Raw genomic sequence first — 19,757 nt, 5'->3', positions numbered from 1 at the left:
TGTCGGGTTCGGATGTTGGCCTCAGGTTGATAGAAATATCGCCTGGGGCTTTTATCTTTCTGGAACCCGGAAAATGCTCAAAGCCCAAAAAGCCTCAAGCACCCGTCATGATTCTATACCTGCCGCGATAAGCAGTAGCGACATAAGACTCATTACACAGCGTTGCTCGCAAAAAGAAACGCCCCCAGCCGTCAAGCTGGAGGCGTTGAAAGTCAGCAGAGATAAACTTACCCTTCGTGCAGTCCGCACTCTCTTTTCAAGCCAAAGAAACGTGTCTCTTCTTCCGCCATCCCCGGCTCCCATTTCCGTGTGGTATGGGTATCCCCCACCGACAGGTAGCCCTGATCCCACAGAGGATGGTATTTCAATCCGTGCTTTTGCAGGTACTGATACACCGTACGGTTGTCCCAGTCGATGATCGGCAGCAGCTTAAACACGCCGCGCTGAATCGCCAGCACCGGCAATGTGGCACGGCTACCGGACTGCTCACGGCGCAGGCCGGCGAACCAAGTTTGCGCATTCAGCTCTTTCAACGCACGATTCATTGGCTCGACCTTGTTGATGTCATTGTATTTCTCAATGCCCTCAACCCCCTGCTCCCACAGCTTGCCGTAACGAGCCTCCTGCCAGGCAGCGCTCTCTTTGGCGCGATAAACTTGGAGATTCAGCTTAAGCTTGTCCGTTAACTCATCAATAAACTGGTAGGTTTCCGGGAACAGATAGCCAGTATCGGTGAGGATAACCGGAATATCCGGGCGAATCTGGTTCACCAGATGCAGGCTCACCGCCGCCTGAATGCCGAAGCTGGAAGAGAGCACGTAGTCACCGGGTAGGTTTTCCAGTGCCCAGGCCACGCGCTCCTCGGCGCTCAGTTTTTCCAGTTGGGCGTTGGTTTCCGCCAGAGCCAGTACGCGTTCGACTTTTGGCAGTTCATTCAGCGCATTTAGATCGAGTTTGGACATAAGTTCCTCGCTGTATGCCTTGCCTGATGGCGCTTCGCTTATCAGGCCTACGTAGGCGGTAGGCCGGATAAGGCAGCTATGCCGCCATCCGGCAAGTCAGGTTATTCCCAGAAATCACGCGCAGAGTCGAGCACCGGGCGAACGATGCCCGCACGCACCGTAAAGTCGCCGAAGCCTTCACCCGCTTCACGCTCTTTTGCCCAGCGTCCGACAAGCTCATCAATCGAGCCAAGAATTTCCGGCTCGGTAATATTTTCACGATACATACGCGGGATACGCGACCCGCTGCGGTTGCCGCCAAGATGCACGTTGTAGCGTCCTGGTGCTTTACCAACCAGCCCCAGCTCGGCCAACAGCGCACGGCCGCAGCCGTTAGGACAGCCGGTCACGCGCATCACGATATGTTCATCAGGGATGCCGTGTTTTTCTAAAATCGCTTCGACTTTATCGGTGAACGACGGCAGGAAGCGTTCTGCTTCGGCCATGGCCAGCGGGCAGGTCGGGAACGATACGCAGGCCATTGAGTTTTCACGTTGCGGTTTGACCGCATCCATCAACCCGTGGCTACGCGCCAGCTTCTCAATTTTCGCTTTCTGACTTTCCGGCACGCCAGCGATAATCAGGTTCTGGTTAGCGGTAATGCGGAAATCGCCTTTGTGGATCTTGGCAATTTCCAGCAGACCGGTTTTCAACGGACGTCCCGGATAATCAAGAATACGGCCGTTTTCAATAAACAGTGTCAGGTGCCAGTTGTTATCGATGCCTTTAACCCAACCAATACGGTCACCACGGCTGGTGAATTCGTACGGACGAATAGGCTCAAACTTGATCCCCGCACGGCGCTCCACTTCGGCCTTGAAGGTGTCGACGCCCACACGCTCAAGCGTATATTTGGTTTTGGCATTTTTACGGTCGGTACGGTTACCCCAATCGCGCTGGGTGGTCACCACGGCCTCCGCTACCGCCAGCGTATGCTCCAGCGGCAGGAAGCCAAATTCGCTCGCCGTACGGGCGTAGGTTTTCTTGTTACCGTGCTCAATAGATAAGCCACCGCCAACCAACAGGTTGAAACCAATCAGCTTGCCATTTTCCGCAATCGCCACGAAGTTCATATCGTTGGCGTGCAGGTCGATATCGTTCTGCGGCGGGATCACCACGGTGGTTTTGAACTTACGCGGCAAATAGGTTGCGCCGAGGATCGGCTCTTCGTCGGTAGTCGCGACCTTTTTCTGATCGAGCCAGATCTCAGCATACGCGCGAGTACGCGGCAGCAGATGTTCAGAGATCTTCTTCGCCCATTCGTAGGCTTCCGCGTGCAGCTCAGACTCAAACGGGTTGGAAGTACACAGCACGTTACGGTTCATGTCGTTGGCAGTCGCCAGCGCATCAAGGCCAACCGAGTGCAGCATCTGGTGCACAGGCTTGACGTTCTTTTTCAGAATACCGTGGAACTGGAACGTCTGACGGTTGGTCAGGCGAATGCTGCCGTAGATGGTGTTATCAGCCGCGAATTTATCGATAGCCTTCCATTGCGTGGTGGTGATAACGCCACCCGGCAAGCGGCAGCGCAGCAGCATTGCGTGGCGCGGTTCCAGTTTCTGCGCGGCGCGTTCAGCGCGAATATCGCGGTCATCCTGCTGGTACATGCCGTGGAAACGGATCAGCAGGAAGTTGTCGCCGTGGAAGCCGCCGGTCAAGCCGTCGTTGAGATCTTCCGCAATGGTGCCGCGCAGGAAGTTACTCTCACGCTTCATGCGCTCGGCGTCAGTCAGTTTACCTTCGACCACTAAAGGCCCTGGGTGTTTTTCGCTCATTAGTAGACATCTCGCTGATAACGGCGCTCTACGCGCAGCTCACTTAAAAATTCATCCGCCGCTTCGATGTCCATTGCACCGAATTCAGCAATCACTTCCAGCAATACCTGCTCAACGTCTTTCGCCATGCGATTGGCGTCGCCGCAGACATAAATGTGGGCACCGTCATTAATCCAGCGCCACAGCTCTGCACCCTGTTCGCGCAGTTTGTCTTGTACGTAGACTTTTTCTTTTTGATCGCGAGACCAAGCCATATCAATACGGCTCAGCACGCCTTCTTTCACATAACGCTGCCACTCAACCTGATACAGGAAGTCTTCGGTAAAGTGTGGGTTGCCGAAAAACAGCCAGTTTTTGCCTTCCGCACCGTCGGCCGCGCGCTGCTGCATAAAGGCGCGGAATGGCGCGATGCCGGTACCAGGGCCAATCATAATGACCGGTGTCTGTGGGTTAACCGGCAGACGGAAGTTGTCGTTGTGCTCGATAAACACGCGTACTTCGCCCTCTTCCTCCACGCGATCGGCGAGGAAGCTGGAGGCACCGCCCGCACGGGCACGACCTTCAATATCATAGCGAACAACGCCGATGGTGACGTGAACTTCGCTCTCCACTTCGGCTTGCGCAGAAGCAATAGAATAAAGACGCGGCGTCAGCGGACGCAGCAGACAAATGAGCGCTTCAGCATCCAACTGTGCCGGAGAGAACCGCACCATATCGACGATTGGTGTGGTCGCGGCATACTGCTGCAGCTGCGCTTTATCACCGACCAGCGGCAGCAGAGACTCGCTGCGAGTCAACGTGGCGTAGTTTTCCACGATGTTGGCGGTGTTCACCGTCAGTTCAAAATGCCACTGCAAGGCTTCGGCCAACGGCAACGTTTTGCCTTCAACCGTCACGCTTTCATCGCCCTTCAGCCACAGCAGTTCAACTAGCTCTTTAACCAACTCCGGGTCGTTCTGATACCAAACGCCCAGCGCGTCGCCTGGCTGATAGCGCAGGCCAGAATCACCAAGGTCGATTTCAATATGACGTACGTCTTTTTCCGATTCGCGGCCGGTGATTTTCTGGTTAACCGCAAGCGTTGCGGTGAGTGGCGCTTCTTTGGTATATGGGCTGGAATGGACTTCATTCACGGCACCGCTAGCGGCGACAGCAACCGAGGGTGCCGCTGGCGCACGCGCCTTCAGCACGTCGACCAGTCGCGCACGCCACTCGGCTGCGGCGGTCTGGAATTCGACATCGGCATCAACACGGTCGAGAAGGCGCTCACCACCTAACTCAGCCAGCTTGCTGTCGAAGTCTTTCCCGGCCTGGCAGAAGAATTCATAAGAAGTATCGCCAAGGCCCAGTACCGCAAAGGCAGTACCGTTGAGCTTTGGCGCTTTTTTCGAGAACAGAAACTTATGCAGCGCGACCGCTTCTTCCGGCGCTTCCCCTTCACCCTGTGTGGAAGCCACGATAACCAGCAGTTTTTCTGACGCGATTTGTTTAAATTTATAATCCCCGGCGTTGACCAGGTTCACGTTCAGTTTTGCTGCCAGCAGGTCATCACGCAGCGCTTCCGCCACTCGACGAGCATTACCCGTTTGCGATGCGGAGATAAGCGTAATGGCCGGAGCTTCAACGGCGGCCGGCGGAGGCGTTAATGCCGCGGCACCAGGCTGCTGATTGAGTACGCCCCAAAAATAGCCGGAAACCCAGGCAAGCTGGGTCGGTGTTAAATCTGTGGTTGCCGCCTGAAGGCGAGCCAGCTGTTCCGTATTGAGCGGAAGCAAAGCCGAAGGGGGAGACTGTGTTGTCATGCGTCGTTATGTTCCAGTAGCAAAGCTGTTTCTAATAAGGAAAAACAGAACTGAAGGTAAGGTTAACGACGTCGATAATAACAATTAAAGAAGTGATAGAAATATCAAATAACCAAATGGACTAACCTCTTTTCCTGGTAGTTAATAACGACAAAACAGGTTAAATAACCAATTGATATAGTTAGATAAATTTTATCACCTTGTCTATTTTTTATACCCCACACTGATTTAGCCGTTTTAGTTAATGCAGAAAAAGGTGCTTTCCGGTACTATGCGGCGTTTTTTTCCGCAATACTGAGAGTCATGATGTCCACCACACTGTTTAAAGATTTCACCTTCGAAGCCGCTCACCACTTGCCGCACGTCCCTGAAGGACACAAATGCGGGCGTCTGCACGGACACTCGTTTATGGTGCGTCTTGAGATTACCGGTGAAGTCGATCCCCATACCGGTTGGATCATGGATTTCGCCGAGCTGAAAGCGGCGTTCAAACCAACCTACGATCGTCTGGATCATTACTATCTGAACGATATTCCGGGCCTTGAGAACCCAACCAGTGAAGTACTGTCGCGCTGGATTTGGGAGCAGGTGAAACCGGCTGTGCCACTGCTGAGCGCGGTGATGGTAAAAGAGACCTGCACCGCAGGCTGCGTTTACCGCGGCGAATAAGTTCGCCGGCATGCGGGGAGCCCATTCGCGACTCCCCCGCCCTTCCTAAGTATCGCTATCACATTCATTTCTCTAATTTTTCATTATGCGGCATGTCGCCCGGAAAATGGCTGAAGTTGTGCCAGACTCAGTGGGTTGCTCAATACATAATGAGGAAATAGGGATGAAGAAAATGTTTCTTGCCGCGGCGCTGCCCGCACTGTTTATCTTTTCCGCCGCCACCCAGGCGCAAACACCACCGGACGGCTACCAGCTCCAGCAAGTACTCATGATGAGTCGCCATAACCTCCGCGCACCGCTGGCGACAAACGGCAGCGTGCTGCAGCAATCCACGCCGAATGCCTGGCCTGAATGGGAAGTCCCCGGCGGCCAGTTGACCACCAAAGGCGGCGTGCTTGAGGTGTATATGGGCCACTACATGCGCGAGTGGTTAGCGCAGCAGGGTCTCGTCACCAGCGGCGAATGCCCGGCACCAGAGACCGTATATACCTACGCCAATAGCCTGCAGCGCACCGTCGCTACCGCACAGTTCTTTATCAACGGAGCATTCCCGGGCTGCGATATTGTCGTCCATCATCAGGATAAAATGGGCACCATGGACCCAACGTTTAATCCGGTGATCACCGATGAATCCTCAACGTTCCGAGATAAAGCCGTACAGGCGATGGAAAAAGAGCGGCAGAGCCTAAAGCTTGATGAGAGCTACAAACTGTTGTCACAGATTGTCCAGTATCAAGACTCGCCCGCCTGCAAAGAGAAACAGCAATGCTCGTTGAGCGATGCCAAAGATAGCTTCAGCGCCAACTATCAAAAAGAACCCGGTGTGAAAGGACCGCTGGCTATCGGTAACTCGCTGGTTGATGCCTTCACGCTGCAATATTACGAAGGGTTCCCACTTGACCAAGTTGCCTGGGGAGAAATCAAAACCGATCAGCAGTGGCGCGTGTTATCCCAGCTAAAAAACGGCTATCAGGACAGCCTATTTACCTCTACGGAAGTGGCGCGCAACGTGGCAAAACCGCTGGTGAAATATATTGATAACGCGCTAGTCACTGAGGCTGCGAAGACGCCAAAAATTACCGTTCTGGTTGGGCATGACTCCAATATCGCCTCCCTGCTGACTGCATTGGATTTCGACACCTATACGCTGCCGGGGCAGTACGAGCGCACACCTATCGGCGGGAAAATTGTTTTCCAACGCTGGCATGATACGAAAGATAACCGTGATTTGATGAAAATTGAGTATGTTTATCAGAGTGCGGATCAGCTGCGAAACGCCGATAAATTAACACTGAAAATGCCACCGCAGCGCGTTACGCTGTCGCTGAAAGGGTGTCCGGTCGATGCCGATGGTTTCTGCCCAATGGATACGTTCTCAAAAGTGATGAACGAGGCTGCGAAATAAAACATAACCTAGGCCGGATGGGCAACGCTGCCTTCCGGCGATGTGCACCGAGATTGCCTGATGGCGCTGCGCTTATCAGGCCTACGCTGACCCTGTCATTTTTGTAGCTCGGACGAGCTACAAATTTGATCAGGCGATATTCAAATACTTGTGCGTCTGCATCGACAGACGCCAGTTGCGTGCAATGCAGGTTTCGATACACAGGCGGGTAGCGTCGTCTTTCTGACTGATAGGCTGCAACGCAACGATGCGCGGCTTATCATCAGAGAGCGTGTCCAGCAGCTCTTCCAGCGCTTCAATATCGCGCATGCGACCAACCGGATGCTTGATTTCATCCGCGCGGATCAGCGCCTGCGAGAGCACATCATAACCGCCGCGCATATTCACCTTCGGCGATACGGTCACCCAGGTATTTTGGCTGCAGCACACTTCATGGGTACCGCTGGTTTCAATCTGGCAGCTGTAGCCATTTTGCTCCAGCAGTTCTGTTAACGGTGTTAAATCATGGATACAAGGCTCACCGCCGGTGATCACAACATGACGCGCCGTCCAACCTTGGCGACCGATAATCGCCAGCAGGTCTTCGCTTGATGCCGCCCCCCATTTGTCGCTCTCTTTGGTTTTCGCCAGAATACTGAACAGAGACACTTCCCGATCGCTCAGTTTTTCCCAAGTGTGTTTGGTATCACACCAGGCACAGCCCACCGGGCATCCCTGTAGACGAATAAAAATGGCGGGGACGCCGGTAAAATAGCCTTCACCCTGCAGGGTCTGGAACATTTCGTTAATCGGGTACTGCATCATCAACTCTTCAATAGTGGTAAACCGTTATTATTGCATACTTCACGCCAACGATCCCTCGCACTTATTGCGCAAACGCGAATTGGGCGACTTGCCCGCACTATTACTCAGGTTGTTATCCCACCGAGCGATGCCTTTGTTGATTAAAGGCACTGCTGCCTTTCAGAATTAACTCACTTCGTTGTCGGTCTGTTTATTGTTTTATTTAGTGTATTAACCATTTAAAACAGAAAAATAAAAATACCCCTATTTTTTTATTTTTAAGAATGCATAACAGCCATTTTCAACATCCAGAAAGAGCACATTATGTGTAACCAAAAATGTTTAAATTCACAGTTATGAAATAATGATTAAGATTTAAAAAGCCATTAAAAACAATAGAATGTGATTTTAATAAAATCATTAGTTATATTTAATCGTGGAATTTAACCATGGCAACAACACAACCTTAAAATAAGCTTAAGACTGCGCCAACAACCCTCGCCATTTATTTAATCACCGTTTACTTTCCCCATCCTAGAATCCGAACACCAACCATGGTGAGACAATATTCATGAATACATTATTAATCACAGGCGTTACTGGTTTTCTGGGCGGGGCGGTACTCGAAGCAATATTCAATAACGAGGATGACGTTAACCTGCTGCTATTAGTTCGCGCACACAACGCCGAGGCTGGCGTTGAGCGGGTTAAGGAAAACATGCGTAAATTCAACGTTGATGAGAACAGACTGGCGCAGCTGGGCGTGCAGAATATCCTGCTCGGCGACCTTGCTTCCCCACAAGAGTTTCTTAATGACTCACGTTTGGATCAGGTCACTCATTTACTAAATTGTGCAGCGGTAGCGTCGTTTGGTAATAACCCGCTAATCTGGAAAGTGAACGTTGAAGGCACTTTGCAATTTGCACAGCATATGTCGCAGGTAAAAGGGCTTCAGCGCTTTCTGCACGTAGGGACGGCCATGTCCTGCTCACCGCAGCCCGACACACTGGTGGCCGAAAATGCACAACTGCGCGAACGTGCTGAGCATCTCGTTGAGTATACGCACTCGAAATCAACTATTGAGCAACTGATGCGCCAGCGCTGCCCGACGCTACCGCTGGTGATCGCTCGCCCTTCTATCGTCGTCGGTCATACCCATCACGGCTGCCAGCCTTCCAGCAGTATCTTTTGGGTATTCAGCATGGGGCTGATGCTGCAAAAATTCATGTGCTCTCTGGAGGACAGAATTGACGTGATTCCGGTGGATTACTGTGCCAGTGCGCTATTGATGCTGCTTAGCGCCTCCATTGCTCGAGGAGAAGTGGTGCATATTTCTGCAGGAGAAGAAAACAGCGTCAGATTTGGTGACATCGATAATGCCATGGCTGCAGCAATGGAACAGGCGCCTGTTGGCGATAAGTACGCGCAGGTCAGCTATGAAACATTGGTCAAAATGCGCCGTGAGCTGAAAACCATTTTTGGCCCCTGCAACGAACGGTTAATGCTCAAAGCCATGCGTCTCTATGGTGCCTTTGCCACCCTCAACGTCCGTTTTAACAACGATAAGCTACTGAGTATGGGGATGCCTAAACCACCGCGATTTACCGACTATATCGGGCGATGTGTGCAGACGACTCGCGGGCTATCGATTCCACAGCAGATGGCCGTCGATTTTAAGTAAAAAAAATGCCAGCCCGAAGGCTGGCATTCTACTTTCAGATAAAGACAGTAAAATTACTGACCTTTGATCTCTTTACGACCGTTGTACGGAGCCTGTGCACCCAGAGCTTCTTCGATACGAATCAGCTGGTTGTACTTAGCAACGCGGTCAGAACGGCTCATAGAACCCGTTTTGATCTGGCCTGCAGCGGTACCAACAGCCAGGTCAGCGATGGTAGCGTCTTCAGTTTCGCCTGAACGGTGAGAGATAACGGCAGTGTAGCCAGCGTCTTTCGCCATTTTGATCGCAGCCAGAGTTTCGGTCAGAGAACCGATCTGGTTGAATTTGATCAGGATGGAGTTAACGATGCCTTTTTCGATGCCTTCTTTCAGGATCTTGGTGTTGGTTACGAACAGATCGTCACCAACCAGCTGGATTTTGTCGCCCAGTACTTTGGTCTGGTATGCGAAACCGTCCCAGTCAGATTCGTCCAGGCCATCTTCGATGGAGACGATTGGGTACTGTTTGGTCAGGTCTTCCAGGAAGTGAGTGAACTCTTCAGAAGTGAAAGCTTTGTTGCCTTCGCCAGCCAGAACGTATTTGCCGTCTTTGTAGAATTCAGACGCTGCACAGTCCATCGCCAGAGTGATGTCGGTGCCCAGGGTGTAGCCAGCTGCTTTAACCGCTTCAGCGATAACAGCCAGAGCTTCAGCGTTGGAACCCAGGTTTGGCGCATAGCCACCTTCGTCACCAACTGCAGTGTTCATACCTTTAGCTTTCAGAACTTTAGCCAGGTTGTGGAACACTTCGGAACCCATACGTACGGCTTCTTTCAGGGATTTAGCGCCAACTGGCTGAATCATAAATTCCTGGATGTCGACGTTGTTGTCAGCGTGCTCGCCGCCGTTGATGATGTTCATCATCGGAACTGGCATGGAGTATTTGCCTGGGGTGCCGTTCAGTTCAGCGATGTGTGCGTACAGTGGCAGGCCTTTAGCAGCTGCTGCTGCTTTGGCGTTAGCCAGGGACACAGCCAGAATGGCGTTAGCACCGAAGTTGGATTTATTTTCAGTACCGTCCAGATCGATCATGATCTTGTCGATGCCAGCCTGATCTTTAGCATCTTTACCCAGCAGAGCTTCAGCGATTGGGCCGTTAACAGCGCCAACAGCTTTCAGTACGCCTTTACCCATGAAGCGGGATTTGTCGCCATCGCGCAGTTCCAGCGCTTCGCGGGAACCAGTAGAAGCACCTGATGGAGCTGCTGCCATACCAACGAAACCACCTTCCAGGTGAACTTCAGCTTCAACAGTCGGGTTACCACGGGAGTCGATGATTTCACGACCGATGATTTTAACGATTTTGGACATTAGGTTTTCCTCAGTACAAGTTAAACTAAAACTCCAGACAAACAACGCCCCTCGTGGGGCGCTGCCGTTCTAACTTTTCTTACTTCGCTTGACGCTTCTGGTACTCGGCTGCGGCTTTCACAAAGCCTGCAAACAACGGGTGCCCATCACGCGGCGTGGAAGTAAACTCCGGATGGAACTGGCAAGCAACGAACCACGGGTGATTCGGAACTTCGATGATCTCGACCAACTGATCATCACCGGAACGGCCCGCAACACGCAGACCTGCAGCTTCAATAGGTTTCAACAACATGTTGTTGACTTCATAGCGGTGACGGTGACGTTCTACGATGTTTGGTTCGCCGTACAGCTGACGTACCAGGCTGTCATCGCTAAGCTGGCACTGTTGCGCGCCGAGGCGCATGGTGCCGCCGAGGTCGCTTGAATCAGTACGAACTTCGACATTGCCTTCTTCATCACGCCATTCGGTAATCAGCGCCACAACCGGGTACTTACAGTCTGGCACAAATTCCGTAGAGTTGGCGTTGTCCATCCCCGCAACGTTGCGCGCAAACTCAATCAGCGCAACCTGCATACCCAGGCAGATGCCCAGATAAGGAATTTTGTTTTCACGCGCATAGCGTGCAGTGGCGATTTTACCTTCAACGCCGCGATAGCCGAAGCCACCAGGGATCAGGATAGCATCCAAATCTTTCAGAATTTCGACACCACGCGTTTCCACATCCTGCGAGTCAATCAGCTTGATGTTGACGCTAACACGGTTTTTCAGACCACCGTGTTTCAGCGCTTCAATCACCGATTTGTAGGCGTCCGGCAGTTCAATGTACTTGCCGACCATACCAATCGTGACTTCACCACCCGGGTTGGCTTCTTCATAAATAACCTGTTCCCATTCAGACAGGTTAGCTTCCGGACAGTTCAAGCTGAATCGTTTACAAATATAATCGTCCAGCCCCTGAGATTTCAACAGGCCTGGAATTTTATAAATGGAATCGACGTCTTTCATTGAAATAACGGCTTTTTCTGGCACGTTACAGAACAATGCAATTTTTGCACGTTCGTTAGCCGGAATCGCACGATCGGAGCGACACACCAAGATGTCTGGCTGAATACCGATGGACAGCAGTTCTTTGACGGAGTGCTGGGTCGGTTTGGTTTTAACTTCACCCGCCGCCGCCAAGTAAGGTACCAGCGTCAAATGCATGAACAGCGCGTGCTCACGACCGATATCTACAGCCAGTTGGCGAATCGCTTCAAGGAACGGTAAGGATTCGATATCACCGACGGTACCGCCGATTTCAACCAGCACCACGTCGTGGCCTTCGCCACCCGCCAGAACACGCTCTTTGATTGCGTTAGTGATGTGCGGAATAACCTGAACGGTCGCGCCCAGATAATCGCCACGACGCTCTTTGCGCAGGACGTCTGAGTAAATACGGCCGGTAGTGAAGTTATTGCGGCGAGTCATTTTGGTGCGGATGAAGCGCTCATAGTGACCCAGGTCCAGGTCGGTTTCAGCGCCGTCTTCAGTAACGAACACTTCCCCGTGTTGGATCGGGCTCATGGTGCCAGGATCGACGTTGATGTACGGATCCAGTTTCATCATGGTGACGTTAAGGCCACGGGCTTCAAGAATGGCTGCCAGGGATGCTGCGGCAATGCCTTTACCCAGAGAGGATACGACCCCGCCGGTCACAAAAATATAGTTCGTTGTCATGCTGGACCTGAGAAGTTAGGGTGAAACGATGGAATAACCAAGACGGGAAAGTAGTATACCCGAACATGGCGAGCGCCACAAACTTTCATTCTCGCTCCTCAATCGCCGCAGAAACAAACATGGGGAGTGAGAAAATAGCCCCTTTTGGGTAAATGTTTTTGACGTAAATCAAGCGCTTGTCATTTAAGATTTCGCACTTAACGCCCTTGCTCACAAAAATTCTTTAGAGATCATGTTCCTGCCGTTTTACCTGCTGCCAAACTTCTTCCATGACATCGAGGTCAACACCGGTCATTTCCAGGCCACGAGCGGCGACAATACGTTCAACTTCGCGGAAACGGCGTTCAAATTTTTCATTGGCCTTTTGTAATGCCGTTTCGGCTTTTACTCCCAAATGGCGAGATAAATTCACCGTTGCGAACAGCAGATCGCCAACCTCCTCCTCCAGTCTAGCTTCATCAATCACGGCTTGCCTGGCTTCATCCATCACTTCATCAATTTCTTCGTACACTTTATCAACAACCGGGCCTAGCGTTTTCCAGTCAAAGCCAACCGCCGAGCAGCGTTTTTGGATTTTGTGCGCGCGCATCAGGGCCGGGAACGCACGAGGAATATCGTCCAGCGCAGAATGCTGCGCTTTTTCAGCACGCTCAACGGTTTTAATCTGCTCCCAACGGGTTAGCACTTCCTCGCTGCTACTGGCGCTGGCATCAGCAAAGATATGCGGGTGACGGCGCTCGAGCTTATCGCTGATGGCAGCGCAAATATCGTTAAAATCAAAACGCCCCTCTTCCTGCGCCATTTGCGCGTAAAACACCACCTGGAACAGCAGGTCGCCTAGTTCACCGCGCAGGTCGTCAAAGTCCTCACGCGCAATGGCGTCCAGCACTTCGTAGGTCTCTTCGAGGGTATAAGGCGCAATCGAGCTGAACGTCTGCTCTTTGTCCCATGGGCAACCGTTTTCTGGATCACGCAGGCGCTGCATAATGGTGAGCAGACGGTCGATTTGAATCATGTAAAAATCCTAGAATTATGTATGAAGTAGGCCGGATAAGGCGAAGCCGCCATCCGGCGCTGCGAGATTGCCGGATGGCGGCTTCGCCTTATCCGGCCTACAACGAGATTATCCGCCGTGAAGACGACGTGCGTCGATAACGTCCGGCACCTGGTTTAGCTTGCCCAGCACGCGGCCCAACACCTGCAGGTTGTAGATCTCGATAGTCATATCAATGGTCGCCATCTGCTGCTTGGTATCGCTACGACTCGCTACGCCCAGAACGTTCACCTTCTCGTTGGCAAGAATGGTGGTGATGTCGCGCAGCAGCCCGCTGCGATCGTTGGCCTGCACGCGGACCACCAGCGAGTAACCCGCCGAGTAGCTTTCGCCCCACACCGCATCAACAATACGTTCCGGCGCATGAGACTGCAGTTCCGCAAGCTGGTCGCAGTCGGCTCGGTGCACAGAGATACCGCGGCCTTGGGTGATAAAGCCGACGATTTCATCGCCCGGGATCGGCTGGCAGCAGCGCGCAATATGGTGCATCAGGTTACCAACCCCTTCGACCACCACGCGTCCGTTATCTTTGCTGCGGTTATTCTGTGGCGTATAGCTTTTCTGCTGCAGCTGTTTGAGCGCTGCCGCATCCTGCTCGGCGGCGCTTGGCTTGTTAAACTGCGCCTGCAGGAAGTTCACCATCTGGTTGAGACGAATATCGCCGCCGCCGATAGCCGCCAGCAGCTCTTCAACCTCGTTGAAGTTGTAGCGCGGCAGCAGGTGTTTTTCCGCTTCCTTAAGGCTGATGCCCAGATGCTCAAGTTCGTCGTCGAGGATCTGACGCCCGGCGAGAATGTTTTTATCCCTGTCCTGTTTGCGGAACCAGTTATGAATTTTGGCGCGCCCGCGGCTGGTCGTCACATAGCCCAAGTTTGGGTTTAACCAATCGCGGCTTGGGTTCGGCTGTTTCTGGGTGATGATTTCTATCTGGTCGCCCATTTGCAGCTGATAGGTGAACGGTACAATACGCCCGCTAATTTTCGCGCCGATGCAGCGGTGTCCAACATCGCTGTGAATATGGTACGCAAAGTCCAACGGCGTGGATCCCGCAGGCAGATCCACCACGTCACCTTTTGGCGTAAACACATAGACGCGATCGTCGAAGACCTGGCTGCGCACCTCGTCGAGCATTTCGCCGGAGTCCGCCATCTCTTCCTGCCAAGATATCAGCTTACGCAGCCAAGCAATACGGTCCTCGTAGCCGGAACGCAGGCCCGTCACGGCACCTTCTTTGTATTTCCAGTGCGCGGCGACGCCAAGCTCAGCGTCTTCATGCATCTGCTTGGTACGAATTTGGATCTCTATCGTTTTGCCATTCGGCCCCAGCACCACGGTGTGAATAGACTGATAGCCATTAGGTTTGGGGTTTGCAACGTAATCGTCGAATTCATCCGGAAGATGGCGATAGTGGGTATGTACTATCCCCAGCGCGGCGTAGCAGTCCTGCAAACGCTCCGCCACGATACGCACCGCGCGCACATCAAACAGCTCGTCAAAGGCGAGGTGCTTTTTCTGCATTTTCCGCCAAATGCTATAGATATGTTTCGGGCGGCCGTAAACCTCGGCTTTCACCCCTTCGGTTTTCATTTCACTGCGCAGGTGACCGACAAAATCGTTAATGTAAGACTCACGGTCGATACGGCGTTCGTGCAGCAGTTTAGCAATACGTTTGTATTCAGCTGGATGCAGATAGCGGAAGCAGTAATCTTCCAGCTCCCATTTGAGCTGCCCGATGCCTAAGCGGTTGGCGAGGGGCGCGTAGATGTTGGTACACTCTTTCGCCGCCAGTACGCGCTCATCTTCCGGCGCATCTTTCACTTCGCGCAGATGAGCAATACGTTCGGCAAGCTTAATCACCACGCAGCGGAAATCGTCAACCATTGCCAGCAGCATCCGGCGCACGTTGTCTACCTGCTCGGAGGAGACCGCGTCGGTATGGGTCGCTTTCAGTTGGCGAATAGCCGCCATGTCGCGTACGCCGTGGATAAGAGTGACCACAGACTTCCCGGCGCTTTCGCTCAGCACCTCTTCACTCACCACGTTTGCATCGACTAACGGGAACAGCAACGCCGCACGCAACGTATCGTTGTCCATGCTTAGCGTTGACAGAATCTCCACCATTTCGACGCCGCGCCATAACATCAGCTCTGCATCAGAACGTCCCACGGTCTGGCGACGACAATAATCCCAGGTTTCGGCTAAGCGCTCACACGACTGCTGGCTAGAAATCCCCAGACTTGCGATCCATTTCTGTGGGTCAAATTCGCCAGCTTTATTGAGATGTGCACTTCTTACCGCAACCATTGTCCTCTCCTTTCAGGGACAGACCTGCCGAAGTCGGCAAGTCACGTTATTACCTACGCTCAAACAGCACCATAGATTCTTGGTGCCCAGTGTGCGGGAACATATCAAGCATTGCCAGACGCTGAATTTGGTAACCCGCTTCCAGCAACATTTCGCTATCGCGAGCAAGCGTTGCGGGATTACAGGAAACATACACCACCCGCGTCGGCGCTAATTTTATCACATGCTGCATCACGCCCAGTGCGCCAGCACGAGCGGGATCGAGCAACACTTTGTCAAAACCATGCTTCGCCCACGCCTGAAGCGTGACGTCTTCTTCCAGATTCTCGTGGAAAAAAGTGACATTTTGTAAGGCGTTCTGCGCTGCGTTTTCGCGGCCTTTTTCTACTAGAGCCGGCACGCCTTCAACCCCAACCACGCTTGCGGCCCGTTTGGCGAGCGGCAGCGTGAAGTTGCCCATCCCACAAAACAGGTCCAGTACCCGGTCGCTTGGCTGGATATCTAGCCACGCTAGCGCTTGGGCCACCATCTGTTGGTTCACACCGTCGTTAACTTGAATAAAGTCACGAGGGCTAAAGGTTAAGCGTAGTCCGTCTGAAGAATACCAGGGAGACTCGCCCGAAACACGCTCAAGTATCTCGCTATCTGGCGCCAGATAAAGCGCAACGCCCAAAGAATGCGAAAAGCGTTCCAGTTTTTCTTTATCTTCAGCGGTTAATGCCGCCGTGTGGCGTAGCACCATCAACGGGCCGTTGTCGGCGCTGACTAACTCCACATGACCCAGTTGGCGTTTCCCTTTTAGCCCGCTCAAGCATTCTCGAACCGCAGGCAATAGCGCCTCAAGGTTGGGCACCAAAATAGGGCATTGCACCACGTCGACGATTTCGTTCGAATTTGCCTTGCGAAAACCCATCTGCAATTGTTGGGTCTTTGGCTGATAATTCAAGCTTAGCCGCGCACGACGGCGGTAGCCCCACGGCTCACCGGCAATGACTTCATCGACGTCATGCTTCATCAAACGATTCAGCGCGGCGCGCTTACTGCGCTGCTGTAGTGCAACCGAAGCATGCTGCTGCTGGCAGCCGCCGCAAACGCCAAAATGCGGGCAGCGTGGTTTTTCTCGCTCCGAGCTGCTGCTCAGACGGCGTTTCACCTGTCCACGCGCGTACTGTTTTTTATCTTCCGTCAGGCTGATTTCTGCACTCTCATCAGGAAGTAACCCATTGATGAATAATGCTTTACCGTTGTGGCGCGCCACACCTTGCCCAAAGGGATCAAGATCGTTGACTGTCACGGTTATGATCTGGCGCGTCGTCACGCGCCGTTTTGCAGAGTAGAATTGCGCCATCGTAGAGATTTTTCTCAATCATATATATTGCTCTGATTCTCCCACAACGGACCTCCATGACCAACTACAGCCTTCGTGCAAGAATGATGATTTTGATCCTAGCACCGACCGTACTCATCGGTTTGCTGCTCAGCATCTTCTTCGTCGTACACCGCTATAACGACCTGCAGCGTCAACTGGAAGACGCCGGCGCCAGCATTATTGAGCCGCTTGCTGTCTCTAGTGAATACGGAATGAATTTACAAAACCGCGAGTCAATCGGTCAATTGATAAGCGTGCTCCATCGTCGCCACTCCGATATCGTGCGGGCAATCTCGGTTTATGATGAGCACAACAAGCTGTTCGTCACCTCCAACTACCAGTTGGATCCGGGAGAATTGCAGCTGCCGCACGGCACGCCGTTCCCGCGCCGGCTCAGCGTCACGCGCCATGGCGATATCATGATCCTGCGAACGCCAATTATTTCAGAGCACTATTCGCCAGATGAATCTCCACAGTCCGATGCCAAAACGCCGGTGAATATGCTGGGCTACGTGGCGCTGGAATTAGATCTTAAATCGGTGCGGCTGCAGCAGTACAAAGAGATATTTATCTCCAGCGTGATGATGCTGTTTTGTATCGCGATTGCGCTGATCTTCGGCTGGCGGCTGATGCGGGACGTGACCGGGCCGATACGCAATATGGTCAACACCGTTGACCGCATCCGTCGTGGGCAGCTCGACAGCCGAGTAGAAGGTTTTATGCTCGGCGAGCTGGATATGTTGAAAAATGGCATAAACTCGATGGCGATGTCATTGGCCGCCTATCACGAAGAGATGCAGCATAACGTCGATCAGGCCACCTCGGACCTGCGCGAAACGCTCGAACAGATGGAGATTCAGAACGTCGAACTGGATCTTGCCAAAAAACGTGCCCAGGAAGCCGCGCGCATTAAATCTGAGTTTCTGGCGAACATGTCGCATGAACTGCGTACGCCGCTTAACGGCGTGATTGGCTTTACCCGCCTAACGCTGAAAACCGAGCTTAACCCCACCCAACGTGATCATCTCAGCACCATAGAACGTTCAGCCAATAACCTGCTGGCTATCATCAATGACGTCCTCGATTTCTCGAAGCTGGAGGCCGGAAAGCTACTACTGGAAAGCATTCCCTTCCCGCTTCGCAATTCGCTTGATGAAGTGGTGACGTTACTCGCCCATTCCGCCCATGATAAGGGGCTGGAATTAACGCTGAGCATCAAAAACGATGTACCGGACAACGTCATTGGCGATCCGCTGCGCTTGCAGCAGGTGATCACTAATCTGGTCGGCAACGCTATCAAGTTCACTGAAAACGGCAATATTGACGTGATGGTTGAACAGCGGGCTATCAGTAATAACAAAGTGCAGATTGAGGTACAGATCCGCGACACCGGGATTGGGATCCCCGAGCGCGATCAGTCGCGGCTATTCCAGGCGTTTCGTCAGGCCGATGCCAGTATTTCCCGACGTCATGGCGGCACCGGTCTGGGGCTGGTTATCACGCAAAAACTGGTGCGCGAGATGGGCGGCGATATCTCCTTCCACAGCCAGCCGAACCGAGGCTCGACCTTCTGGTTTAATATCAATCTCGACCTTAACCCGAACGTCATTTCTGACGGCCCGGATACCAGTAGCCTAAAAGGAAAACGCATTGCTTACGTGGAGGCCAACGCCGCCGCGGCTCAGGCAACGCTGGACATGCTGGCTTCTACTCCGCTGGATGTCATTTACGCGGTGAGCCTTGCTGCACTGCCCGCCGAGTTTTATGACATTTTGCTGGTCGCCGTGCCGGTATCAGTGCGCGATCTGAGCATTCATCAGGACAAACTCGCCACTGCGCTGGGCATGACCGACCTGCTGGTGTTGGCGCTGCCTTGTCACGCCCACGTCGACGCGGAGCTGTTGAAGAAAAACGGTGCGGCTGCCTGTCTGCTGAAGCCGCTAACGGCGACCCGGTTGCTGCCGGTGCTGCTGGAATTCAGCCGAAATACGTTATCGCCAGTGGCCCTACCGAATACCGAGCGCCGTTTGCCAATGACGGTAATGGCGGTGGATGATAATCCCGCCAACCTGAAGTTGATTGGCGCCCTGCTCGATGACCAAGTGCAGCACGTTGTGCTATGTGGAAGCGGGCAGCAGGCAATTGAAAGCGCGAAGCAGATGAAATTTGATCTGATTTTAATGGATATCCAGATGCCGGATATTGACGGCATTCGCGCCTGTGAACTGATCCGTCAGCTTCCTCATCAGCAGCAAACACCGGTGATTGCCGTCACCGCACACGCCCTTTCCGGGCAGCGGGAGAAACTGCTCGCCGCCGGAATGAACGACTATTTGGCGAAACCTATCGAAGAAGGCCGGCTCCACGATTTGCTGCTGCGCTACAAACCGGGCATCAATCCGCCAATGCGGCCATTACAGGCAGAGCCGGTGGAGCCACCGGTCGATCTCAACGCCACGCTCGACTGGCAGTTGGCGCTGCGCCAGGCGGCCTATAAGCCCGACCTCGCGCGCGAAATGCTACAGATGCTGGTCGCCTTTTTGCCGGAGATCCGCAATAAAGTCGAAGAGCAGTTGGTAGGAGAGCAGCCCGAAAATCTGGTCGATGCCATTCATAAACTGCATGGCAGCTGCGGCTACAGCGGCGTACCCCGGTTGAAGCATTTATGCCAGTTAATTGAAGGTCAGCTGCGCAGCGGCACACCGGCGGAAGAGTTGGAGCCAGAATTGTTGGAGCTTCTGGATGAGATGGATAATGTGACCCGAGAAACGAAGAAGATATTGGGATAACACCACGCAGATACGTAGGCCGGATAAGGCGAAGCCGCCATTCGGCAGCTCGGAGCAGA

Annotated in this window: 13 protein-coding genes; 4 read left to right on the top strand and 9 right to left on the bottom strand. The window is 53.0% G+C overall.

Annotated elements, in window-relative coordinates; genetic code table 11:
• Positions 1-227: 227 nt before the first annotated feature.
• The 3 genes from cysH to cysJ all read right to left on the bottom strand — a co-directional run bounded on the left by cysH (position 228) and on the right by cysJ (position 4,578).
• Entirely contained in the window at positions 228-962 is a 735-nt protein-coding gene (gene cysH, locus AB4K05_RS02830) for a phosphoadenosine phosphosulfate reductase (protein ID WP_368478496.1), read from the bottom strand.
• A gap of 101 nt (positions 963-1,063) precedes the next feature.
• The gene (gene cysI / locus AB4K05_RS02825; protein WP_368478495.1) at positions 1,064-2,776 is read right to left on the bottom strand and encodes an assimilatory sulfite reductase (NADPH) hemoprotein subunit; all 1,713 of its coding nucleotides are present in this window, start codon (positions 2,774-2,776) and stop codon (positions 1,064-1,066) included.
• The gene (gene cysJ, locus AB4K05_RS02820) at positions 2,776-4,578 is read right to left on the bottom strand and encodes an NADPH-dependent assimilatory sulfite reductase flavoprotein subunit (protein WP_368478494.1); all 1,803 of its coding nucleotides are present in this window, start codon (positions 4,576-4,578) and stop codon (positions 2,776-2,778) included. Before cysJ ends, cysI begins: the two co-directional genes overlap by 1 nt.
• Before the next feature lie 303 nt (positions 4,579-4,881).
• Here cysJ and queD point away from each other — a divergent pair, with 303 nt between their 5' ends.
• Positions 4,882-5,247, top strand: coding sequence for a 6-carboxytetrahydropterin synthase QueD (gene queD, locus AB4K05_RS02815; protein WP_368478493.1), 366 nt, complete (start codon positions 4,882-4,884; stop codon positions 5,245-5,247).
• 163 nt (positions 5,248-5,410) lie between these two features.
• Entirely contained in the window at positions 5,411-6,652 is a 1,242-nt protein-coding gene (gene agp / locus AB4K05_RS02810; protein WP_368478492.1) for a bifunctional glucose-1-phosphatase/inositol phosphatase, read from the top strand.
• Positions 6,653-6,781: 129 nt separating this feature from the next.
• Here agp and queE read toward each other — a convergent pair whose 3' ends face one another.
• A complete protein-coding gene (gene queE, locus AB4K05_RS02805) occupies positions 6,782-7,453 on the bottom strand; it encodes a 7-carboxy-7-deazaguanine synthase QueE (protein WP_368478638.1) in 672 nt (223 codons plus the stop codon).
• Positions 7,454-8,006: 553 nt separating this feature from the next.
• On the opposite strand from queE, the gene AB4K05_RS02800 reads away from it, so the two are divergent.
• The gene (locus tag AB4K05_RS02800; protein ID WP_368478491.1) at positions 8,007-9,116 is read left to right on the top strand and encodes an SDR family oxidoreductase; all 1,110 of its coding nucleotides are present in this window, start codon (positions 8,007-8,009) and stop codon (positions 9,114-9,116) included.
• A 53-nt stretch (positions 9,117-9,169) separates the two neighbouring features.
• Here the strand turns inward: AB4K05_RS02800 and eno are convergent, their stop codons facing one another.
• From eno to rlmD, 5 genes are all read right to left on the bottom strand, one after another.
• Entirely contained in the window at positions 9,170-10,465 is a 1,296-nt protein-coding gene (gene eno / locus AB4K05_RS02795; RefSeq protein WP_368478490.1) for a phosphopyruvate hydratase, read from the bottom strand.
• A gap of 79 nt (positions 10,466-10,544) precedes the next feature.
• Positions 10,545-12,182, bottom strand: coding sequence for a glutamine hydrolyzing CTP synthase (gene pyrG / locus AB4K05_RS02790; RefSeq protein WP_368478489.1), 1,638 nt, complete (start codon positions 12,180-12,182; stop codon positions 10,545-10,547).
• Positions 12,183-12,405: 223 nt separating this feature from the next.
• Positions 12,406-13,197: a nucleoside triphosphate pyrophosphohydrolase gene (gene mazG / locus AB4K05_RS02785; protein ID WP_368478488.1), complete on the bottom strand. Its 792-nt coding sequence runs from the start codon at positions 13,195-13,197 to the stop codon at positions 12,406-12,408.
• 108 nt (positions 13,198-13,305) lie between these two features.
• Positions 13,306-15,540, bottom strand: coding sequence for a GTP diphosphokinase (gene relA, locus AB4K05_RS02780; protein ID WP_368478487.1), 2,235 nt, complete (start codon positions 15,538-15,540; stop codon positions 13,306-13,308).
• A gap of 49 nt (positions 15,541-15,589) precedes the next feature.
• Positions 15,590-16,888 carry a 23S rRNA (uracil(1939)-C(5))-methyltransferase RlmD gene (gene rlmD / locus AB4K05_RS02775; protein WP_368478486.1) on the bottom strand — a complete coding sequence of 433 codons (1,299 nt, stop codon included), beginning with the start codon at positions 16,886-16,888 and terminating at the stop codon, positions 15,590-15,592.
• Positions 16,889-16,944: 56 nt separating this feature from the next.
• On the opposite strand from rlmD, the gene barA reads away from it, so the two are divergent.
• Positions 16,945-19,698, top strand: a complete 2,754-nt coding sequence (barA, locus tag AB4K05_RS02770; protein WP_368478485.1) for a two-component sensor histidine kinase BarA — start codon at positions 16,945-16,947, stop codon at positions 19,696-19,698.
• Positions 19,699-19,757: the final 59 nt, after the last annotated feature.

Origin of the sequence: Kluyvera sp. STS39-E (assembly GCF_040932435.1) — a bacterium.
Taxonomy (GTDB): domain Bacteria; phylum Pseudomonadota; class Gammaproteobacteria; order Enterobacterales; family Enterobacteriaceae; genus Kluyvera.
Note: the sequence above shows the minus strand (reverse complement) of the source record. Positions and strands in the feature narration are given on the sequence as shown.

Excerpts from the sequence above, each read along its gene's own strand:
- cysH (WP_368478496.1), bottom strand. The coding sequence starts at position 962 with ATGTCCAAACTCGATCTAAATGCGCTGAATGAACTGCCAAAAGTCGAA.
- cysI (WP_368478495.1), bottom strand. The coding sequence starts at position 2,776 with ATGAGCGAAAAACACCCAGGGCCTTTAGTGGTCGAAGGTAAACTGACT.
- cysJ (WP_368478494.1), bottom strand. The coding sequence starts at position 4,578 with ATGACAACACAGTCTCCCCCTTCGGCTTTGCTTCCGCTCAATACGGAA.
- queD (WP_368478493.1), top strand. The coding sequence starts at position 4,882 with ATGATGTCCACCACACTGTTTAAAGATTTCACCTTCGAAGCCGCTCAC.
- agp (WP_368478492.1), top strand. The coding sequence starts at position 5,411 with ATGAAGAAAATGTTTCTTGCCGCGGCGCTGCCCGCACTGTTTATCTTT.
- queE (WP_368478638.1), bottom strand. The coding sequence starts at position 7,453 with ATGCAGTACCCGATTAACGAAATGTTCCAGACCCTGCAGGGTGAAGGC.
- AB4K05_RS02800 (WP_368478491.1), top strand. The coding sequence starts at position 8,007 with ATGAATACATTATTAATCACAGGCGTTACTGGTTTTCTGGGCGGGGCG.
- eno (WP_368478490.1), bottom strand. The coding sequence starts at position 10,465 with ATGTCCAAAATCGTTAAAATCATCGGTCGTGAAATCATCGACTCCCGT.
- pyrG (WP_368478489.1), bottom strand. The coding sequence starts at position 12,182 with ATGACAACGAACTATATTTTTGTGACCGGCGGGGTCGTATCCTCTCTG.
- mazG (WP_368478488.1), bottom strand. The coding sequence starts at position 13,197 with ATGATTCAAATCGACCGTCTGCTCACCATTATGCAGCGCCTGCGTGAT.
- relA (WP_368478487.1), bottom strand. The coding sequence starts at position 15,540 with ATGGTTGCGGTAAGAAGTGCACATCTCAATAAAGCTGGCGAATTTGAC.
- rlmD (WP_368478486.1), bottom strand. The coding sequence starts at position 16,888 with ATGGCGCAATTCTACTCTGCAAAACGGCGCGTGACGACGCGCCAGATC.
- barA (WP_368478485.1), top strand. The coding sequence starts at position 16,945 with ATGACCAACTACAGCCTTCGTGCAAGAATGATGATTTTGATCCTAGCA.